Source organism: Dyadobacter sp. 3J3 (assembly GCF_009801115.1).
In the GTDB taxonomy this organism is placed as follows: domain Bacteria; phylum Bacteroidota; class Bacteroidia; order Cytophagales; family Spirosomataceae; genus Dyadobacter.
On the sequence record NZ_VTOL01000001.1, the window covers coordinates 1 to 18,645 of the forward strand.

16 protein-coding genes and 1 tRNA gene are annotated in these 18,645 nt (G+C 42.5%); 8 read left to right on the forward strand and 9 right to left on the reverse strand.

All coding sequences use genetic code 11. The features are described 5' to 3' along the window. The coding region (locus tag FZF08_RS00005) for a transposase (protein WP_304487026.1) at positions 1–186 on the forward strand (186 nt) is incomplete at its 5' end. A gap of 37 nt (positions 187–223) precedes the next feature. On the opposite strand, the gene istB is transcribed toward FZF08_RS00005, so the two are convergent. From istB to FZF08_RS00025, 5 genes are all read right to left on the reverse strand, one after another. Beyond that, positions 224–970: an IS21-like element helper ATPase IstB gene (istB, locus tag FZF08_RS00010; RefSeq protein ID WP_159466587.1), complete on the reverse strand. Its 747-nt coding sequence runs from the start codon at positions 968–970 to the stop codon at positions 224–226. A gap of 73 nt (positions 971–1,043) precedes the next feature. Then, positions 1,044–1,487, reverse strand: coding sequence for a hypothetical protein (locus tag FZF08_RS31675; RefSeq protein WP_229216355.1), 444 nt, complete (start codon positions 1,485–1,487; stop codon positions 1,044–1,046). Beyond that, on the reverse strand, positions 1,430–2,632 hold the full coding sequence (gene istA / locus FZF08_RS00015) for an IS21 family transposase (protein WP_229216356.1): 1,203 nt from the start codon (positions 2,630–2,632) through the stop codon (positions 1,430–1,432). Before istA ends, FZF08_RS31675 begins: the two co-directional genes overlap by 58 nt. A 119-nt stretch (positions 2,633–2,751) precedes the next feature. Beyond that, a complete protein-coding gene (locus FZF08_RS00020; protein ID WP_159466588.1) occupies positions 2,752–3,090 on the reverse strand; it encodes a hypothetical protein in 339 nt (112 codons plus the stop codon). Positions 3,091–3,249: 159 nt separating this feature from the next. Further along, on the reverse strand, positions 3,250–4,062 hold the full coding sequence (locus FZF08_RS00025; protein WP_159466589.1) for a helix-turn-helix domain-containing protein: 813 nt from the start codon (positions 4,060–4,062) through the stop codon (positions 3,250–3,252). A gap of 71 nt (positions 4,063–4,133) precedes the next feature. Here FZF08_RS00025 and FZF08_RS00030 point away from each other — a divergent pair, with 71 nt between their 5' ends. The 6 genes from FZF08_RS00030 (at position 4,134) to FZF08_RS00055 (ending at position 11,123) form a co-directional block, all read left to right on the forward strand. Beyond that, on the forward strand, positions 4,134–4,874 hold the full coding sequence (locus FZF08_RS00030) for an ImuA family protein (RefSeq protein ID WP_159466590.1): 741 nt from the start codon (positions 4,134–4,136) through the stop codon (positions 4,872–4,874). Between the two features lies 1 nt (position 4,875). Then, the gene (locus FZF08_RS00035; RefSeq protein ID WP_159466591.1) at positions 4,876–6,375 is read left to right on the forward strand and encodes a DNA polymerase Y family protein; all 1,500 of its coding nucleotides are present in this window, start codon (positions 4,876–4,878) and stop codon (positions 6,373–6,375) included. 16 nt (positions 6,376–6,391) lie between these two features. Continuing rightward, positions 6,392–9,619 (forward strand): error-prone DNA polymerase, encoded by a 3,228-nt coding sequence (locus FZF08_RS00040; RefSeq protein ID WP_159466592.1) that lies wholly within the window; start codon positions 6,392–6,394, stop codon positions 9,617–9,619. Between the two features lie 140 nt (positions 9,620–9,759). Continuing rightward, on the forward strand, positions 9,760–10,200 hold the full coding sequence (locus FZF08_RS00045) for a hypothetical protein (protein ID WP_159466593.1): 441 nt from the start codon (positions 9,760–9,762) through the stop codon (positions 10,198–10,200). A 281-nt stretch (positions 10,201–10,481) separates the two neighbouring features. Beyond that, positions 10,482–10,763 (forward strand): hypothetical protein, encoded by a 282-nt coding sequence (locus FZF08_RS00050; protein WP_159466594.1) that lies wholly within the window; start codon positions 10,482–10,484, stop codon positions 10,761–10,763. Between the two features lie 66 nt (positions 10,764–10,829). Then, on the forward strand, positions 10,830–11,123 hold the full coding sequence (locus tag FZF08_RS00055) for an HU family DNA-binding protein (RefSeq protein ID WP_159466595.1): 294 nt from the start codon (positions 10,830–10,832) through the stop codon (positions 11,121–11,123). A 293-nt stretch (positions 11,124–11,416) separates the two neighbouring features. Here FZF08_RS00055 and FZF08_RS00060 read toward each other — a convergent pair whose 3' ends face one another. From FZF08_RS00060 to tilS, 4 genes are all read right to left on the reverse strand, one after another. Continuing rightward, positions 11,417–12,652 carry a cystathionine gamma-synthase family protein gene (locus FZF08_RS00060; protein WP_159466596.1) on the reverse strand — a complete coding sequence of 412 codons (1,236 nt, stop codon included), beginning with the start codon at positions 12,650–12,652 and terminating at the stop codon, positions 11,417–11,419. A 1,041-nt stretch (positions 12,653–13,693) separates the two neighbouring features. Continuing rightward, the gene (locus FZF08_RS00065) at positions 13,694–14,920 is read right to left on the reverse strand and encodes a site-specific integrase (protein WP_159466597.1); all 1,227 of its coding nucleotides are present in this window, start codon (positions 14,918–14,920) and stop codon (positions 13,694–13,696) included. A gap of 250 nt (positions 14,921–15,170) precedes the next feature. Next, positions 15,171–15,255, reverse strand: a tRNA-Ser gene (locus tag FZF08_RS00070). A 217-nt stretch (positions 15,256–15,472) separates the two neighbouring features. After that, positions 15,473–16,810 carry a tRNA lysidine(34) synthetase TilS gene (tilS, locus tag FZF08_RS00075; protein ID WP_229216357.1) on the reverse strand — a complete coding sequence of 446 codons (1,338 nt, stop codon included), beginning with the start codon at positions 16,808–16,810 and terminating at the stop codon, positions 15,473–15,475. A 117-nt stretch (positions 16,811–16,927) separates the two neighbouring features. Between tilS and FZF08_RS00080 the strand changes: the two genes are divergently transcribed. Next, a complete protein-coding gene (locus FZF08_RS00080; RefSeq protein WP_159466599.1) occupies positions 16,928–18,535 on the forward strand; it encodes an OstA-like protein in 1,608 nt (535 codons plus the stop codon). The last annotated feature ends 110 nt before the right edge of the window (positions 18,536–18,645 follow it).

The following is an 18,645-nucleotide window of genomic DNA, read 5'->3' on the forward strand; positions in this document are numbered from 1 at the left end:
CGCTCTGTTATTGAAACAATTAACGATGAATTAAAGAATATGTGCCAAGTTGAGCATTCAAGGCATAGATCATTTGGCAACTTTATAACCAACCTGATATCAGGGTTGATTGCTTATTGTTTCTTTCCCAAAAAGCCTGCCATCAAATTTGAAACAAGTAATACAAATCAAATTACTCTATTTTAAAATCGAACTCAGGTTAGTAGCGTTACAAAATTAAAAACTAAACTTGGTTTTGTTGCATATTCATTCGAACTCTCATCGACTGCCCCTTCAATTCTATACGATTGGCATGCTGTAAGATTCGATCCATTATGGCGTCACCCAGCGTTGACTCCGCCAAGTAATCATACCATTTGTTGATTGGTAACTGCGAAGTAATAATGGTCGCAGATTTAGCGTGCCTGTCTTCTATGATCTGCATGATGGCCATTTTAGCATGATTATCCAAAGGTTGCAATCCCCAGTCATCCAGGATCAGTAAATGCATCCTTTCAAGCTTGGCTAATTCCTTGGCATATGAACCATCGGCCTTCGCAAGATGAAGTTTTTGCAATAGTTTGGGTAAAGAAAAATAGGCCACCCGTAGGCCCATTTGGCAGGCCTGGTACCCTAATGCCGTGGCGATAAAACTTTTTCCACAGCCCGTAGCGCCCGTTATCAGGACATTTTCACTTCGGGTAATAAAACTTGTATCAGCCAGGCGGAGCATCAGATTTTTATCCAGATTTCTTTCAGATTGGTATTCAATCTCTTCCACGGCAGATTGGTACCTGAACTTGGCTTGCTTGATGGCGGTTTGCATCTTTCGATGTTGCCTGTGCTCCTGTTCGGCGTGGATTAGATGCGCGACCAATTGATCACTGGTGAGCTGTTTGTCGGCCGGTAAGCTGATGATCGTTTCAAAAGCCTGAGCCATCCCGGAAAGGGATAATTGACGCATCTGGTCAAGGGTTGCCTGGTTGTTCATTTTTTTATTCGTTTGATTATTAATTATTTATACGGATTAATACTGAGTAATCATTTATTTTTTATTTGGCTGTTTACTGGTAAGATTCAGCCCCTCTAATATTATCATGAAGCGGAATAATGGGACGCGGGGCTCCATCCGGATCAGTAACAGTGATTTCTTCATCTATTAACTGAATACGATCCAGTTCACGGTCCAGAATGGATTTGATCAGCGTTACCGAGATATGTTTATAGTATAAAGCTCTTTCGCAAGCATCTTCCAGTCGCTGAGCGGTGTAACGTTTAGCAAGGCTCAACACGCCAACACAGGAACGATAAGCCTGTTCCGGGTAAATCCTGAGTCGTAGGATCTCATCAATAGCCAGGCGGGTATTAGGTCCAATTTTATCTGCCTGCTCTTCAAAAAAGATCGGCGACCAGCTATTGATCCATTGATGGCTGGGATGTAAATGTTCTTTTAAAGCGGCCGCCGCGCGGTGGTATAACGGCCTTTGGTAATCAGTCTTTCGTGACATGCAACCCGTTGATGGTTATGGTAGATCTCGACAGATTCATGTGTATAAATCAATTTTACTTGCTTGCCGGTCAACCGGTATGGGACAGAATAATAATGTTTATCTTCCTTCAGCGTAGCATGTCCGTTGGGGTGGACTTTGGATAAAGAGAACTTTTTTAGTTGATAATGCTGTGAAGGCAGCGGCATTAAAGCACCTTGTTCAAGCTCAATAAACCGCTCACGGCGCGAACTTTCTTTTCCCTTTTGTTGAGCATCATTATGAATCTCCAACAGATCTCGAACGGCAGCATTGATTTCTTCAAGGGAATGGAAAATACGGTTACGTAACGGCGCATAAATACGTCCATACAGAATATTGACTGCATTCTCCGCCAAGGCCTTATCTTTTGGTTTTCGGCTGCGGGCGGGAAAAATACAAGTACCGTAATGAGAGGCAAAATCAGCAAGGGTTTGGTTAATCTCAGGTTCGTAACGATCTGCTTTGGTGACGGCTGCTTTTAGATTATCCGGGACAATAGCTTGGGGAACACCACCGTAATACGCAAGTGCATTACTCAGGGCCAGGATAAAATCCTCTTTTCGCTGACTCGATACACATTGAGCGTAGGTAAACTGAGAACAAGGCAGTATGGCCACAAAAAACTCCACTGGTATCAGCTGGCCTGTTTCGATGTCAGTCAGATAAAGTTTATCACCTGCAAAATCTACAAAGAGTTTATCGCCGGCCTTGTGTTCAAGATGCATCGTAACTTTTTGGGAAGCCTGCCACAGGCGGAAGTGGTGGCAGAAGTGACGATACCCAAGCCCTGCCGGGTGCTTTAAGCAATATTCTGTCCACAATGTCATCCGGCTTACACCTACCCGGGCAAGTTCCTTAGGGTAGTCAGGAAACAGAGCATAAAGTACACGGTGAGATGCCGGAACTTCTATTGATGGCGGATTAAGCAACTGATTCAGTTGCTCTTCTGTCCAGGATGAAAAGCTTGACAGGTCTGAATTGTGGCTCGATAACTGTTTCAGGTAGCTATCAAGTGTATTGCGGGAGATCCCCAGGATCCTGGCAATAAAGCGGTTGCTCTTTTTAGAAGCCCGCAGTTCAATGATACGTTTGACTTGGAACATTTGGATTCGCTGGTTGGCCATCGTTTATCTGGCAACGACCGCTATGTTTCAGGTCAGTACCACACAAACTTCAGCAATTACAGCTACCCAATCACACCTCTCAAAAGTGGCTCAGTTTGTTCCTCCGGGAGTGGCTCAGTTTACTCCTCCGAGGGTGGCTCAATTTGCGCCTCTTTTCTCAATTTCGTAAGAAATGAATGAACAGCTACTTCTAAAAAATCCGGTAAATCATCAGGCCAATTAATGTCAAGAATATGTTGAACCGAGCTTGATTCAGCGATAAAAACAGCTTTTTGAGAATCAAAGGAAAGATAGCCCTGCTTGAAAAATCTTTCATCAAAAATCCCACTCGAATTCATGGACACAAAAGTAAGGGGTGTAACTTTCAGCGTATCTTTATCAACTCTTAACCACCTGTAAAGCGCGGATTTATCCGCATTTTGTCCCAAATCCATACGGCGGACTTCGAAAATAAACATTTTATTATTTTCAAAAAAGTAAAGACATTTCAAAGGTACCGGCATATTTCAAAGTAGTGTTTAAAGGGCAAATTAATTAAGATCACAGAAAAACGAAAAAAGCACGAAAGAACTCTTGATACAGAATCATTCCGACATCATGACAATAAGTATAATTAATTACTGAACGGACTCCTTGATTTGATTCACTTGCTGCTGCAAATCTAAAAGCACCTTCATAATCTGGTCCTGATTTGTTGAACTATTGGGAAGCGCCTGACTATGAAAGCTGCGATATTTCCAGATTTCAATAATCTCCTCTGCTTCAACACTGTAAGGTTCATACACAGGATTCAACGAGCGCAGAAGCACACTTGCATCCTGGTTAATAGTCACCTGCTTAAAAACAAAATCCTGTTCCCCTTTTAAAATAACAATGCAGAGCGTACCGGGTTTCAGACTTTTCCAATCCTGTACGTACTCTGTTATCATATCACTTTTCTCGGGAATCGGAAGCATCGAGTCACCCACGGTGGGAAACATACGGAATGTTCCTGATTTTGGTAGATTGGGCAAATTATACCGTGGCAGTTTTGCAAGGTATTCAGGATCACTGTAACCACTGCGGTAACCCGCTTTGGCCTTTACAGGTACGTACTCAACATTTTCCTTGTTCTGCTCATTCAATGTGATGGCAAGAATCCGGATGTTGCTTCCTGTCATGTACACATCATTTCCCGCTTCAAGCTCGCGAAGTTTGAGCTCAGAGAGTTTTGCCAGGTTCACCCGCAGCAGACTATCGACACTGATTTTAAAAAAATCCGAGTAGCGCAGGTAATCATCCGGCTGCGGTGCTTTAGTATGCCCGTTCTCCAGGGCATTAAGCTTCGAGCGCGTTAAAGACAGCTTTTCCGCCAATGATTCCTGGTTCATTTTGCGCCTTTCCCTGAGGAACTTGATGTTGCTTCCGAAAAATATTTTTTGACTATTCATTTTTAGTTTGTTATCATTACAATCATCACATTGATACAAATCGTATCAAATGTAAATTAAATATATCAGTTATGAAACAGATAGCCTTTAAAAACGACATTTTTGACTCCCTGCAAAAGCAGATATTCTCTTTGCAGGGGTTCACCGCTCCTACCCAGGGCAAGCATGTCAATTTTGGGCTGGGACCCGTTGAGGAATGTTTCCCGAACCGGGTTTTTCCGACCGGGGCTGTTCATGAGCTCGTCAGCAGTTCCCCTACGGATGCTGCGGCCACCACCGGATTTATGGCCGGAGTGTTAGGGAAACTGATGCAGGGAGGTGGTTTGTCTCTTTGGATCAGTCAAAAAAGAACCCTTTTTCCACCGGCCCTGAAATTTTTCGGTATCGACCCCGACCGCGTTATTTTTATTGATGTAAAAAGTGAGAAGGATCTTCTTTGGATGACCGAAGAAGCCCTTAAATGCCAGGCGCTGTCTGCGGTTATCGCAGAAATTAAAGACCTGGATTTGACAGCCTCCCGGCGCCTTCAGCTTGCCGTAGAACATAGCCGGGTTACGGGGCTTCTTCACCGCATCAATCCAAGGACCCTTGGAAATACCGCCTGCTCAGCAAGATGGAAAATAACACCTGTTGCCAGTTTTTTGGAGCAGGACATGCCCGGGATGGGCTTCTTCCGCTGGGACGTGCAGCTTTTGAAAGTGCGCAACGGCCAGAGCGGGCAGTGGCAAATCCAGTGGACATCGGGCACCTTTGATCAGGTAGAAAAACAGGCTCAATCGGTACTGGATAAGGATCTATTAAAAACCGGGTAATATGCACAGGCGCTATGTTTCAATCTGGTTTAGACATCTTCTCACCGACCGGTGGGTCATCCGTCATCCCCAGCAAAAGGATACAGCTTTCGTTCTGGCATCGCCGCAGCGTGGAAGAATGGTCATTACAGCCTCTAGTGCCGATGCACAGAAGTTAGGGATTTTTACAGGCATGGTCCTGGCCGATGCCCGCGCTGTGCAGCCCGGTTTACAGGTGTTTGAAGACCGCCCGGAACTGGCAGCAAAACTACTAAACGGACTGGCAGAATGGACTCTCCGGTATTCGCCGGTCGTGGCAGTAGACATGCCTGATAGTCTGATTGTTGATATTACAGGCTGCGCGCATCTTTGGGGAAGCGAAAGGGCTTATTTGAAAGACATCACAAGCCGCCTGCGCGGTTCGGGTTATGACGTGCGGGCTGCCGCCGCAGATACGATCGGCACAGCCTGGGCCATTTGCCGGTATGGAAAAATCACGCCTGTGATTGAGCCCCACACCCAAAAACAGGCATTAGCCCCACTGCCGCCTTCCGCGCTCAGATTAGAACAGACCGTTCTTGACCGGATGAATAAGCTTGGATTCTACCAGATCGGAAGCTTTATAGACATGCCCCGCTCAGTACTTCGCCGCCGCTTCGGTCAGCAGCTATTAATCAGGATCGATCAGGCGCTTGGTGTGATGCAGGAAAATATCGATCCGGTCTGCCCGATCGAGCCTTACCAGGAGCGCCTGCCCTGTTTGGAGCCTATTCGAACAGCACCGGGCATTGAAATCGCCCTTAGAAAATTACTGGAAGCACTCTGCGCCCGGCTTGCCAAAGAAAACAAAGGGCTAAGAAAAGCAGTTTTCAAAGGCTTTAAAATGGATGGTGGTCAGCAGATGATTGAAATCGGCACCAACAGTGCCTCTTGCAACACTGAGCACCTGTTTAAACTTTTCCAGCTTAAAATCTCAAACCTTCGCCCTGATCTGGGCTTTGAGCTTTTTATATTAGAAGCACCCGTGTGTGAGCAGCTTGATGCCCAGCAGGAAACGCTTTGGAATATTTCAGGATCTAGTGATCTGACCCAGATCTCAGAATTGCTTGACCGGCTTACCGGACGCGGCGGTATGGATATCGTTCATCGGTATCTGCCCGATGAGCATTACTGGCCAGAGCGCTCGATTAAAGCTGCTGTTTCACTAGCCGACAAACCCCAGAGTCGCTGGAGAACCGACCGGCCAAGACCTGTGAGTCTGCTACCAACCCCTGAACTGATTCAGGTGGCCGCGCCCATTCCGGATTATCCGCCGATGCTTTTCCGCTATCAAGGGGAAGTTCATCATATTAAAAAAGCAGACGGGCCTGAGCGTATTGAGCAGGAATGGTGGATTCAGGAAGGACTTCACCGTGATTACTACTGCGTGGAGGATCAAAGCGGTGCCCGCTTCTGGATCTTCCGACTGGGTCATTACGGTGAGCATAACCCGGATTGGTTTATACACGGATTTTTTTCATGATAAACACTTGGACGTTATGGGCTACATTGAATTACAGGTAACCTCAAATTTCAGTTTTCTACGAGGCGGATCGCATCCTGAAGAGCTTGTCGAGCAGGCAGCCGAGCTTGGCTTTGAGGCTGTTGCCATCACCGATCACAACACGATGGCTGGTATCGTGCGCGCGCATGCGGCAGCCAAGCTTAAAAATATCAGGCTCATTGTAGGCTGCCGTCTCAATCTTTTAGACGGCCCAAGTCTTCTGGCTTACCCGGTCAATAAAGACGCCTACGCCAGACTTTGCGGTCTTCTCTCTCTGGGCAATCTTCGGACTGAAAAGGGAAAATGTGACCTGTACAGGGCCGATGTATATGCGCACGCAGAAGGGATGCTTTTCATTGTGCTGCCGCCAAATAGTTTGAACGAACGTTTCGAGCTGGATCCTTCCTTTGAGCTGAATCTAATCCACTACAGCAAAGCGCTGGGTGAGAGTTTGTATCTCGGGACAAGCCGCTCTTATCTGGGCGATGACGCAAAAATACTTCACCGTCTAAGCCAATTATCACAGCGGCTTGCTATTCCTATGGTCGCCACCAATGATGTCTATTACCATCACCCGGACCGGAGACAACTTCAGGATGTGATGAGTTGTATCCGGGAAAAATGCACGATCTATAACGCAAGGTTCCTACTGCACCAGAACGCGGAACGTCACTTGAAGACCAGCCAGGAAATGAAGCGGTTGTTTCGCCGTTATCCCGATGCAGTTGCCCGCACTCAGCAAATTGGCCATGCCTGCCAGTTTTCTTTGGACTCGTTAAAATACGAGTACCCGGTTGAAATTACCAGTGAAGGAAGAAGCCCGATGCAGGAGCTTCTATATCTTACCTGGAAAGGGGCAAAAGAATTTTACGGAGAACAGATCCCTGAAAAGATTGTCGCCTCGATCAACCATGAAATGAGCTTCATTAAAGAAATGGATTATGCCGCCTACTTTCTAACGGTATATGATATTGTCCGTTTTGCCCGAGAGCAAAAGATCCTTTGTCAGGGGCGTGGTTCGGCGGCCAACTCGACCGTCTGCTTTTGTCTGGGCATTACCTCGGTAGATCCGACCAAATTTGATCTTCTTTTTGAGCGTTTTATTTCCTCGGCCCGAAATGAGCCGCCGGATATTGATGTGGATTTTGAGCACGAAAGACGCGAGGAGGTCATCCAGTATATTTACAGTAAGTACGGCCGTGACCGCTCAGCCATTGTGGCGACTGTTACACAGCTGCACCAGAAAGGTGCAATCCGCGATGTGGCCAAAGCGATGGGCATGTCGGTTGATGCCATCAACCGGCTATCGGGCTCGATCTGGGAGTTCACCGATGAGTGGTTCGATGGAAAAAAGATCAGCGAGCACGGGTTTAACCCGGATGATCCGCATTTAAGAAAAGTGCTGGATCTGACTGCCCAGTTCATGGGGTTCCCACGGCAGCTTGGCCAGCATACGGGCGGCTTTGTAATCACGCAGGGAAAGATCACGGATCTTTGCCCGATCATTAATGCGCGCATGCCCGACCGAACCAACATTGAATGGAACAAGGATGATATTGATGCGCTGGGCTTTTTAAAAATTGATGTGCTTGCCCTGGGTATGCTGACCTGCATCCGCAAGGCCTTTGATCTGGCAAAAAAACATTATGATCTGGATCTGACTCTAGCCAATATCCCTCAGGATGATTCAGTAGTCTATGACATGATCAGCCATGCCGACACGGTCGGGGTATTTCAAATCGAAAGCCGCGCGCAGCAGTCGATGCTGCCCAGACTACGGCCCAAATGTTTTTATGATCTGGTCATTGAAGTGGCAATCGTTCGCCCCGGACCCATCCAGGGAGATATGGTGCACCCGTATCTTCGCCGCCGAAACGGCGAGGAAGCCATCGAGTACCCCTCCAAAGAGCTGGAAGATATCTTGGGAAGAACCCTGGGCGTGCCGCTTTTTCAGGAGCAGGCTATGAAAATCGCCATCGTGGCCGCAGGCTTTACGCCGGCAGAAGCAGACGGGCTGCGCCGCAGCATGGCGACCTTCAAAGCCAAAGGACTTGTGGCGCAGTATGAGAAAAAGCTGATGGATGGAATGACTAAAAAAGGGTATAGTCCAGAGTACGCACGGCGCATATTCAAGCAGCTTGAAGGCTTTGGAAGCTACGGATTTCCAGAAAGCCACGCGGCCAGTTTTGCTCTGCTGGTTTATGTATCGAGCTGGATTAAATGCTACTACCCCGAAATCTTTGCAGCAGCGCTCCTAAACAGCATGCCGATGGGGTTTTACCAGCCTGCCCAGATTGTGATTGATGCCCAAAAACACGCGGTTCAAATCAGGCCTGTGGATGTTAACTTATCCCAGTGGGATAATATTCTCGAAGAAAAATCCGGGAAATACTACGCTCTTCGTCTTGGTTTTCGCCAGATCAGAGGCCTTCGGGAAGATGAGGTTTGGACGCTGCTTGCCTGCCGGAGCAAGCCCTATCAATCCATTCACCAGATCAGAGATGCAGGTGTTGCGCAGGCTACGCTTGAAAAACTTGCCGATGCGGATGCTTTCCGCTCGATGGGCATGGACCGAAGAAAAGCGATGTGGGAGGCATCTGCATTAGCAGACAGACCCGTTGGACTTTTTGAAGGGCAAAAATCGCAAAGCGAATTTGAGCCGGCCGTGCAGCTTCCACAGATGAGCGCCTCAGAGCACGTAGTGCAGGACTACGCCTCTACCTCTCTTTCTTTAAAAGCGCACCCGGTAAGCTTTGTACGCGAAAGACTGTCAGCGGAGCGTGCCGTCGCTACCGGGAACCTACCGCATTACAATGACGGGATGATTATCCGGGTAGCAGGACTCGTGCTCGTCCGGCAGCGGCCGGGCACGGCCGGTGGGGTCTGTTTTATAACCATTGAAGATGAAACGGGTTTTGCCAATCTGGTTGTTTTTAAAAATCTTTTTGAAACCTACCGAAAAGAGATCCTTCGTGCAAAACTTTTGATGGTTGAAGGTAAACTGCAAAGAGAAGGAGAAGTTACCCACGTGATTGTCCGCAGGTGTTATGATATGTCCTATCTGCTTCGGGAAATGAACCAGACCAAAGCCGATCCACCTGTGCAGACCCTATCACGGGCAGACGAGAAAGACGAGTATGCGTCTCAGGCTATAAACCGCAAAACCCAGGTCCGAAAGGCAGTGCAGACTGAGATATTTCCTTCGGGCCGAAACTTTAAATAATAACAGGACTATCCTTAACACAACTGTATTACTGGTTTAAAAACGAAAAACAACCGCTAGTTTTTTTTCTAAAATTTGATTTTACTATTTAGCCCGCCCCAGTTATTTCAGTTCCCTATAATCCATTTGAGCTTTTGAACTTGCCGCTTCTAAAAGACCCGCTACGAAAACGCAGCTATTTCCTGGTGGTTCAGCGCTTTAATTGGCCGGGTGTCGCGGCCAGCAAAGGATTTATGGTCACACCCTATCAGCAGCAGAAGCCATCACTAACACATGCACAGACGCTGGATGCGAAACAAGGTCGCATGCTTGATCTACGAGCTGAAATAGAGAAGATCACAAAGTTAATCGATGATCCCAGGTACTTTCTTTTTTTAAATACCTTCCGCGATGCAGACTGGAAAAGTAAAGTTTTGAATCATTATCACAGAAATATTGAAGCGAATGTAAAGATGCATGCTCCGCTTGACGCTCTCGAAGAAATCAGTATTGAACTGACTTTTGATAAGGGGGAATTAAAGGCGATTATCCAAATGCAGGAATCTATCCGGGAATTTAACTTGTGCGATTTAATTAAATAAATCACCTCTCAGATAAATATGCTTCCCAACTGAGCCCAGTCACTATGCACCATCAGGTTAAGGTTAAAAGGATAATAAATGAAAAATTTTGTAATTGATTGATCGATGCCTTTTTCCTAGAGCAATACAAACATCTTTTAACTTCTCAAATAGAACTATATATTAGTATACCTTCATCAGACCCTGAGAAAATACAAGCCGGTTTTATTAATTGAAAATAAGATTGAGAAAAAAAACTATTTTGCACTAATAAATAATACTCAACGAAAATTGCCAAAAAAATGAATGATAGCGGTTTTGAAACTTCCAGTATTCGGCAATTAATAATCAGGGTTACTGGAATTGATATTTTAGGTATTGAAAATTATGAAAAAGACGATTTTAACCAGGATGATCATCAGAAAATTTTGATTCATTTTACTTCCGCAACGTATCCAGACGCTAACTATCAGATGATCATCAGCAGGATTGAATTTGACACGCTCTGTCAATCGAATTTAACTGTTTTTAAAGCTTATTTTGAAAAATTTGCCTTGAATGCTAATCGGGGCCAGGCAAATTAGCCCGCTATTTTTCTATTATAAACCAGATGATGCTACATTTGCCGGGTAATAAACGTAAGATTGAAGATGACAAAGGCGGACACCATTCAAAAAATTGTTGAGAAAACAGGAATTCAAAAAGAAGACGTTGAAAAAACATTGGCATCATTTTTCCTGACCATAAAGGATACGATGAGCAGCGGCGAAAACATTTATTTTCGCGGTTTTGGAAGTTTCACAAATAAAAAAAGAGCAGCCAAGACTGCCCGCAATATTTCTAAAAATACAACAATTATTGTCCCTGCTCATGTGATTCCTCATTTTAAACCTTCTGATGATTTTGTTAGTCAGGTTAAAGAAGGAAATCTTCAGCTGGTGTAAGCGTCAACTTTAAGATTTGGTTTATAAGCCCCGGCGATAGTTCGTCCGGGCTTATATTTAATGATCTTGAATAAGATTGCCAGATTTATTGCCGTGTCCAAATTTTTCTTTGTAACATTTGTTTGCCTCCAAGATTAGAGCTCATACTAAACCGGGAAGTCCAGTGCCAAAAACAGATTGAGTTCTTAGATAAATCGGATTTCATATAATTAAAGTTATTTCTGAGTATCTCAAGATTATCTACTGAGCTAATCTGCGGAAATAAAACTTCCTATTTTATTAGGTCTAACCTTTTATGCCAATGCTTGTCCCAGGTCGTCAAGAAGATCCTGAATATCTTCAATTCCAACTGATAGTCTTATTAAAGATTCATCAATTCCCATTTCTGCCCTTCGTGCCGCTCCCAATTCATGAAAAATTGTTTGGGCCACTGGAATAGCCAGCGTTCTGTTCTCACCTAAATTACTGGATTTGATAATAAGTTGTAATTTGTTCAAAAATGTGATGCTATCAATACCTTCTTCCAAAACAAAACTCATCAGCCCCCCGTAGCTTTTGAATAACTTCGAGGCTAAAGTATGTTCGGGATGACCGACCAAGCCTGGATAGTTTACTTCTTTTACCCCCGATAAACTTTGAAGAAATAAGGCAACCCGCATTGCGTTACTACAAATACGATCCAGCCTCAATGCGATAGTCTCCGATCCGACAGAAATGCTGTGAGCGGCTTCAGGTGATAAAGTTCCACCTCCGTCTCTAAGTCCCCTTTTTCTTATCTGTGTGATTCCGAGCAATTCCGGTTTGATTTGTAGACGCATAGTTTCTGTTATGTTTGCATAGTCAGACCAACGAAAAAGCCCGGTGTCTGTGACGCTGCCCCCCAGAGCATCTCCATGTCCACCTATGTATTTTGTCAAAGAGTTAATAACCAAACCAGCACCTACCAATACCGGCCTGAACAGATAAGGAGAACTCATGGTATTATCAACGATATATAAAATAGACTTCTCTCTACTAAATGATCCTATCCGTTCAAGATCAGCAATCTGCGTTCCAGGATTAGCAATAGTTTCAACAAAAACAATCCTGGTATTTTCCTTGTAAACTGCCTCTACATTCTCAACCGAGGTTGCATCAACATAAGAAATTTCGACTCCCATGTCACTGAATGTGTGTAAAATATTACGTGTATTACCAAACAAGAATTTACTGGCAATGATATGATCACCCGCTTTTACTAAAGCAAGCATTACCGAAGTAATTGCTGCCATACCAGTAGAGAATGCTACGGTTGCCATCCCTTGTTCCATCTGGGTTATCTTATGCTCCAGTGCGATAACCGTTGGGTTTCCCTGTCTTGAATAAGCGAAACCACCAGCTTTGTTTTGAAATACATCCAAAAGACCTTTGACATCTTCATAGCCCCAGGTGACAGAAGTATGAACTGGTTGATGTAAAGCTCCAAATTCCGGTTTTAAATTTCTGTCCGAATGCAGAATGGTGGAAGTAAAACCCTTTTTATTGCTCATTCTTTGATATTTAAGTGGGATTATCTTTATGCACGAATTACTTCGGTATTCTAATATAGAATCTGACAGGTCTATACTAATCAACCTAAGTATTCAACTATTTACTGTATCAATTCCTATTGCATCACAAAACGCAATAGTACAACAAACCTGATAATAATTGCATGCAAAAAGGCGGGATTTATACGGACGATCAGCAAAAGCCAGAAGAGGGAGGAGCCAATAAGATATAACTACGAGTATCAGAAATAATCCCTGTCTGGTTGTCACAATCGACATAATGAGGCAGATGAACCAATTCATAGAGAGATATGGGCGGACAAGAAACTTCCGGTTGAAAAATATACAACTGCTCATAAAACTAAAATAAAAAATAGGCTAGTCTCGATTTTGCAATCGGAATTAAGTTTTCATAAAAGTGCCCCCAGAAAGTGTAATACTTTTGGAGGCACCACAAGTTTTGATAGGTTTTTGCTCTGTCGACTTATTATTTGGTGTTACTAGTCATGCGTTAACTTTTTGGATATTTCTGTAATTAATTGAAAATGAACTATTTAGAATGAAATTTACGTTTTTTGATTTCTTTTAACATAAATTTCTCTGCTATTAAGGCGAGATTACCAACAGAATAAAATGTGTTTTTCGTCAGCTTTTCCTTTTAAAAACCTTTACAAGTTTGAAAATTGGTTCTTCTGCATAACCATGACCAAATAAAATTAATTGAGTGACGAGCATATTTAACGATTTCAACTTAACGCATCAGCAGTAATTACAAATGATTGATTAATAAAGAAATATAATAGGGTTAAACGATTTCTCCAAGTGGTCATTCTACCGCGGAATCCAGTGGTCCGTGTATCCGAATTCTCCCACACTAAGAGAAGTGTGGTTTATAGAATTTAAGGGTCCTGTTAAAATGAGATAACTTTTCAGGTTAACACATTTTAACAGGAGATTAAAAACCTTTTGCCAAAATTCAAAAAGAAAGGCATAAATTTAATCCTGGACTTGTTTTTCAACATAGAAGCACCCTTTTAAAAGTTAGGATGCTTCCTGGAGTCGTGTTTTAAGGGCCTTCATATCCTCGCTAATTTTTTCTTCGACGATTTTGGCATAATCCTGGGTTTGCTTAATTGAGGCATGTCCAAGCATTTTCGACACAGTTTCAATGGGTACCTTATTAACAAGAGTGACTGTGGTGGCAAACGTGTGACGAGCAATGTGGTAAGTCAACGGTTTATCAATACCACATAAATCAGCGATTTCCTTTAAATAGCTATTCATTTTCTGATTACTCAGCATTGGTAGCAATGCTCCAGAATTTTGGCACTGGGGATGGTGCTTGTAAATGGTGAGAATTTCTAGCGCTTTGGGAAGAAGCGGGATATTGGTATCACCATCTGTTTTCTGGCGGCTGGATAAAATCCAGAGCTCACCATCAACACCTGGACCGATATCCGAGGATTTTAATTGCTTGGCATCAATATAGGCAAGACCGGTGTAACAACTAAAAAGAAAAATGTCCCTGACCTGAGAAATTCGGTCAATTGTGAAAGTTTTGTCTTCAACCCGTCGTAATTCCGCGCTGGATAAGGCCATTTTTTTTACCTTATTTTTCTTAAATTTAAACTCAACGAAAGGATCTGACACCAGCCACTTTTTCTTCACACATGCAAGGACAATTTTTTTAAAATTCCCCAAATATTTTACTGTTGTATTGTTACAACAATTCTGGACTGTTCTGAACCAAAATGAATACTGCTCAATAAATTCATAATCCAGTTCTTTGATGGAGATATCGTTTTTCTGGTATTTCCACTGAATGAAGGAGCGCGTGTGCTGAAGACTGGTCTCATATCGTTCATGCGTCCCCTTAGCATACTCCTTTCCGATTAGATCCCGCATCTGATCATTATGAAACTGAAAAAGCTCAATTATCATTTTATTGTCGATCCAGTTACCAGTCAAAATATCCTTGATTGCGGCGGCCGATATCTCATGGCCCCCGTCGATCAATTTCTGTTTGGCTTTGTATACAAGCGCGGTAAATGATTCTAAAAAATTATTAAGTGATTTAGATTCTTCCTTACTTCCCGTAGCCTTACCTGCCACCGCATTCCATTTGTGTGGGTGCCAGAGTCTCTTGGTTGATATTTCCTTGGAACTACCATCGACGGTCAGTCTGAGGTATACATAGCGCATACCCTCCGTGTTTTCTGTTTTGGGTTTCTTTAGGAAAAAGAAAATCCCGAAGCTTTTTTCCAGCATAATACAAGCGTTTTAAGATGAACAAAGTTCGAACTGCCGTGCCTGCAAATCAAGATGTAAATCAGATAAACATCTTTACTGTCAATTAGTTACAGTCATTTGATCGCGTCTTTTTTTCAGAACTAAAGACGCCACGAATGACGCGATTGAATTTTGTGAATTTATGCAAGTTTTGATACATGAATAAAAACAAAAAACCCTGTAAACGATTAATTTACAGGGTTTTAATGATTTTTGATATTGTATTCTGCAGAGAGAGAGGGATTCGAACCCCCGGTAGGTTACCCTACAACGGTTTTCAAGACCGCCGCATTCGACCACTCTGCCATCTCTCTGTGTGTTTCAGCGTATCCGAAACGTGGTGCAAAGGTAAACAGATTTATTTCACCTGCAATAGATGGTTAAAAATATTATTCGAATTTATTTTCTAATTTTTTTATCCATACCAATAACTACTTCTTTCTTAGGCTCTTGGTAGGCTACTGCCCAATAAAAAAATAATACGATTATAAAAATGTTACACGCCGTATTTATAAATTTAATAAGTCTGACTTATTCCTTCATATCAATCTCAATAATTTCCTGGCTCATGTCCGTTACCTTATACTTTTCATCGGTTCGCAAACCAATCACCCACATAATATCCCCGTTGCCATTACTTAGAATTTTCACTTTTTGCTTTTGATTTATATTTATTTTCAGATCTATTAATAAGTCGCTAACCTTTTTTCTTTTCCCCTTCATTCCAAATGGGCAAAAAGTATCTCCTTTAACCCAGTTTCTGATTGTTATAGGGAATATTATTTTACTGGCATCGAAAAAGACTGAACGTGTTTTCTTATCAATATTGAGTTCTTCTGTTTTTAAAATTTTTCTTATTTCCAAAATTAACCCGCCGGTTTTAAATATTCCTTTCGGATGATCAATTATTAATTCATGCTCATCCACAGAATTTTCTCTTTTTGAAACTACAAAAGAATATCTGTCTTTCAAAACCTGATGCGACAAGGAATAAAACACTTTCCCGGATATTCCTTCGGCGGCCGAAAATATTTCCTGTACCTGTGTGTAACTAAAATCGAAATCCTGTAATATGAACCATAGCCTGTAAGTTGGTTCTGGCGAATTTAAAAGCTCCTTTATAGAAATAACCAAACCTTCCCCGGCATTTTCGGTAACACTATTTCGCCAGTCTTTTAGGAAATGGTTCAGCAATATATCCGCCGATCTGAGTCGCTGGGACGTTACACCAAATGTCTTTTCAAGAGATGGGTTCATTTTCTTCAAAACCGGAATGACTTCATGCCGTATCATATTCCGTTTATAATTGTCACTTAAATTGGAGCTATCTTCCCGATAAGTAAGATGATTATCAATGATATATCTCAAAATATTTTCTTTGGAAGCAAATAATAAAGGGCGTATGACCTGTTGATTCAATACCGAAATACCATGTAACCCGGCGAGCCCGGTTCCTCTTGTTAAATTTAGCAGCACCGTTTCAAAAGCATCATTGGCGTGATGTGCTGTGGCGATAAAATTTATATTTTGAGATTTTCTCAATTCTTCAAACCATTCATAACGTAATTCCCTGGCGGCCATCTGTGTGGAAATCCTTTGTTCAGCAGCAAATTTTTTCGTCTCAAACCGGGTTCGAAAAAATGGAAAAGCATATTGTTCAGCAAGTTTTTTTACAAATAATTCATCCTCATCCGATTCTTGATCTCTAAGTCCAAAATTGCAATGCGCAATGGAAGCAGAAAAACCAGCCCTGTAAAACAAATGAGCTAAAACGATTGAATCCGCTCCTCCGCTCACTGTTAAAAGGGTTGATTTCTCAGATATATCCAACTTTTGTTGGTTAATAAAAGTTAAAAAAGACTCCAACATGATCTGAAGAGATGTATTTGGTGTAATTTTGGCAAAATATCAACAGATATCTTTTACCGCAAGCACAATGAAAAAGGTACAATTACCGGTTTCAAAGGTAAAAGAAACCATAGCAACATGAAGAAAAAATTATTTATAAAAGTTTGCAACCCTTTTAAACTTTTACGCGTCATATCTATCAAAGATCAGATAATAAGATTGGCGTTCTTTGCTATATTATTTGCTTCGCCTTATGTAATGGCGCAGCAGGTTTCACCCCAGCCAAAAACCGGGCAACAATCTGATATTGTGGAACTTTTGAAATCTGATGAACTTGAACTGATCAGTGAAAACGGAGTAGATAGCCGCCGTGTAACGAATGGGGTTTTCAAACACAAAGGTGCGTTGATGTATAGTGATCTTGCCATACAAAATGTTAGTACCAATATCATTGAAGCCTACGGAAATGTCAGGATTGTTCAGGGTGACACAATCACAGTAACAGGCGATACCCTTCATTATTTTGGTAACACAAGGTATGCAATCGTAAGCGGCCGTAAGGCCGTTTTGAAAGATAGAAAAAGTACGCTGACCACCCGTAAAATTGAGTATGACATGGCAAACGGCATTGCATACTACAAAGTTCCGGGACGCACCGTGGATGTAGAAAACGTCCTTACCAGTAATGAGGGGATTTATAATACGAATACGAAAGAATTCAGGTATTATAAAAAAGTAAAACTGGTCAATAAAAAATATACACTCACGACCGATACTTTACTTTATAATTCCGTCACAAAATGGTCTTATTTCAATGGCCCAAGTAAAATTGTGAATAAAGACGGGACGCTGTTTAGTAAAAAAGGGCAATATAATTCCTTAACCGGGGAATCTGTCTTCCAGACAAGGACCACCGTTGATAACGATACTTACACACTAACAGCAGATTCGCTTTTTGTTGAAGGGCAAAAAAATAATGGTCAGGGCAAAGGAAATGTTGTCATGGTAGCCAAAAAAGATAATACAATTCTGAATGGAGACCATGGTTTTTACCGCAAGGCAGAGGGTTTTTCGAAAATATACGGCCATGCCTACGTAAGGAATGTGGTTCAGAATGATACATTGTACATACGAGCTGATACTTTGTATTCTTTTGAAAACAAAAGGGACAGCACACGAAGGCTCGTAGGTGAGAAAAACGTCTATATATATAAATCAGATTTTCAGGGAAAGTGTGATTCAATAAGTTATAACACAGCCGATTCCACAATTTTGTTTTTCAAAAAACCAATTCTGTGGAGTAGCCAGCATTATCAAATGGAAGGTGATACCATTAGTGCTTTTCTTGTCAATAATGCGATACACCGGATGTTATTGAGAAGTAAAGCATTTGTCATTACAGAAGATACCCTGGTTTCACAGTTTAATCAGGTAAAAGGGCGAACGATCAATGCTTATTTTGCTGCTGAAAGTAAGTTAAAACAGGTTTTAGTAGATGGCAATGGCGAAAGTGCCTACTATGCAATTGACGATAAAGAAAAAATGATAGGCTTGAATCGAGTGGAGTGTGGAAAAATGAACCTTCTTTTCGTGGACAACCGTGTAAACAGGATTGCTTTTATCACAAAACCAGATGGAAAGTTAATTCCGCCACGGCAAATTAAGCCCGCAGAAAGGCAATTAGACGGTTTTAACTGGCGAATCACGGACAAGCCAACGAAATTACAAACATTATGGCTCGAATAATTTAATATAAGCTAACTAGCCAATTTCAGGCACGATTATTTTAAATTGAAAAATAAAAGTGCCCAGTCAAACAATATATTTTGAAGTTCCAATTTTTTCTCTATATTTTT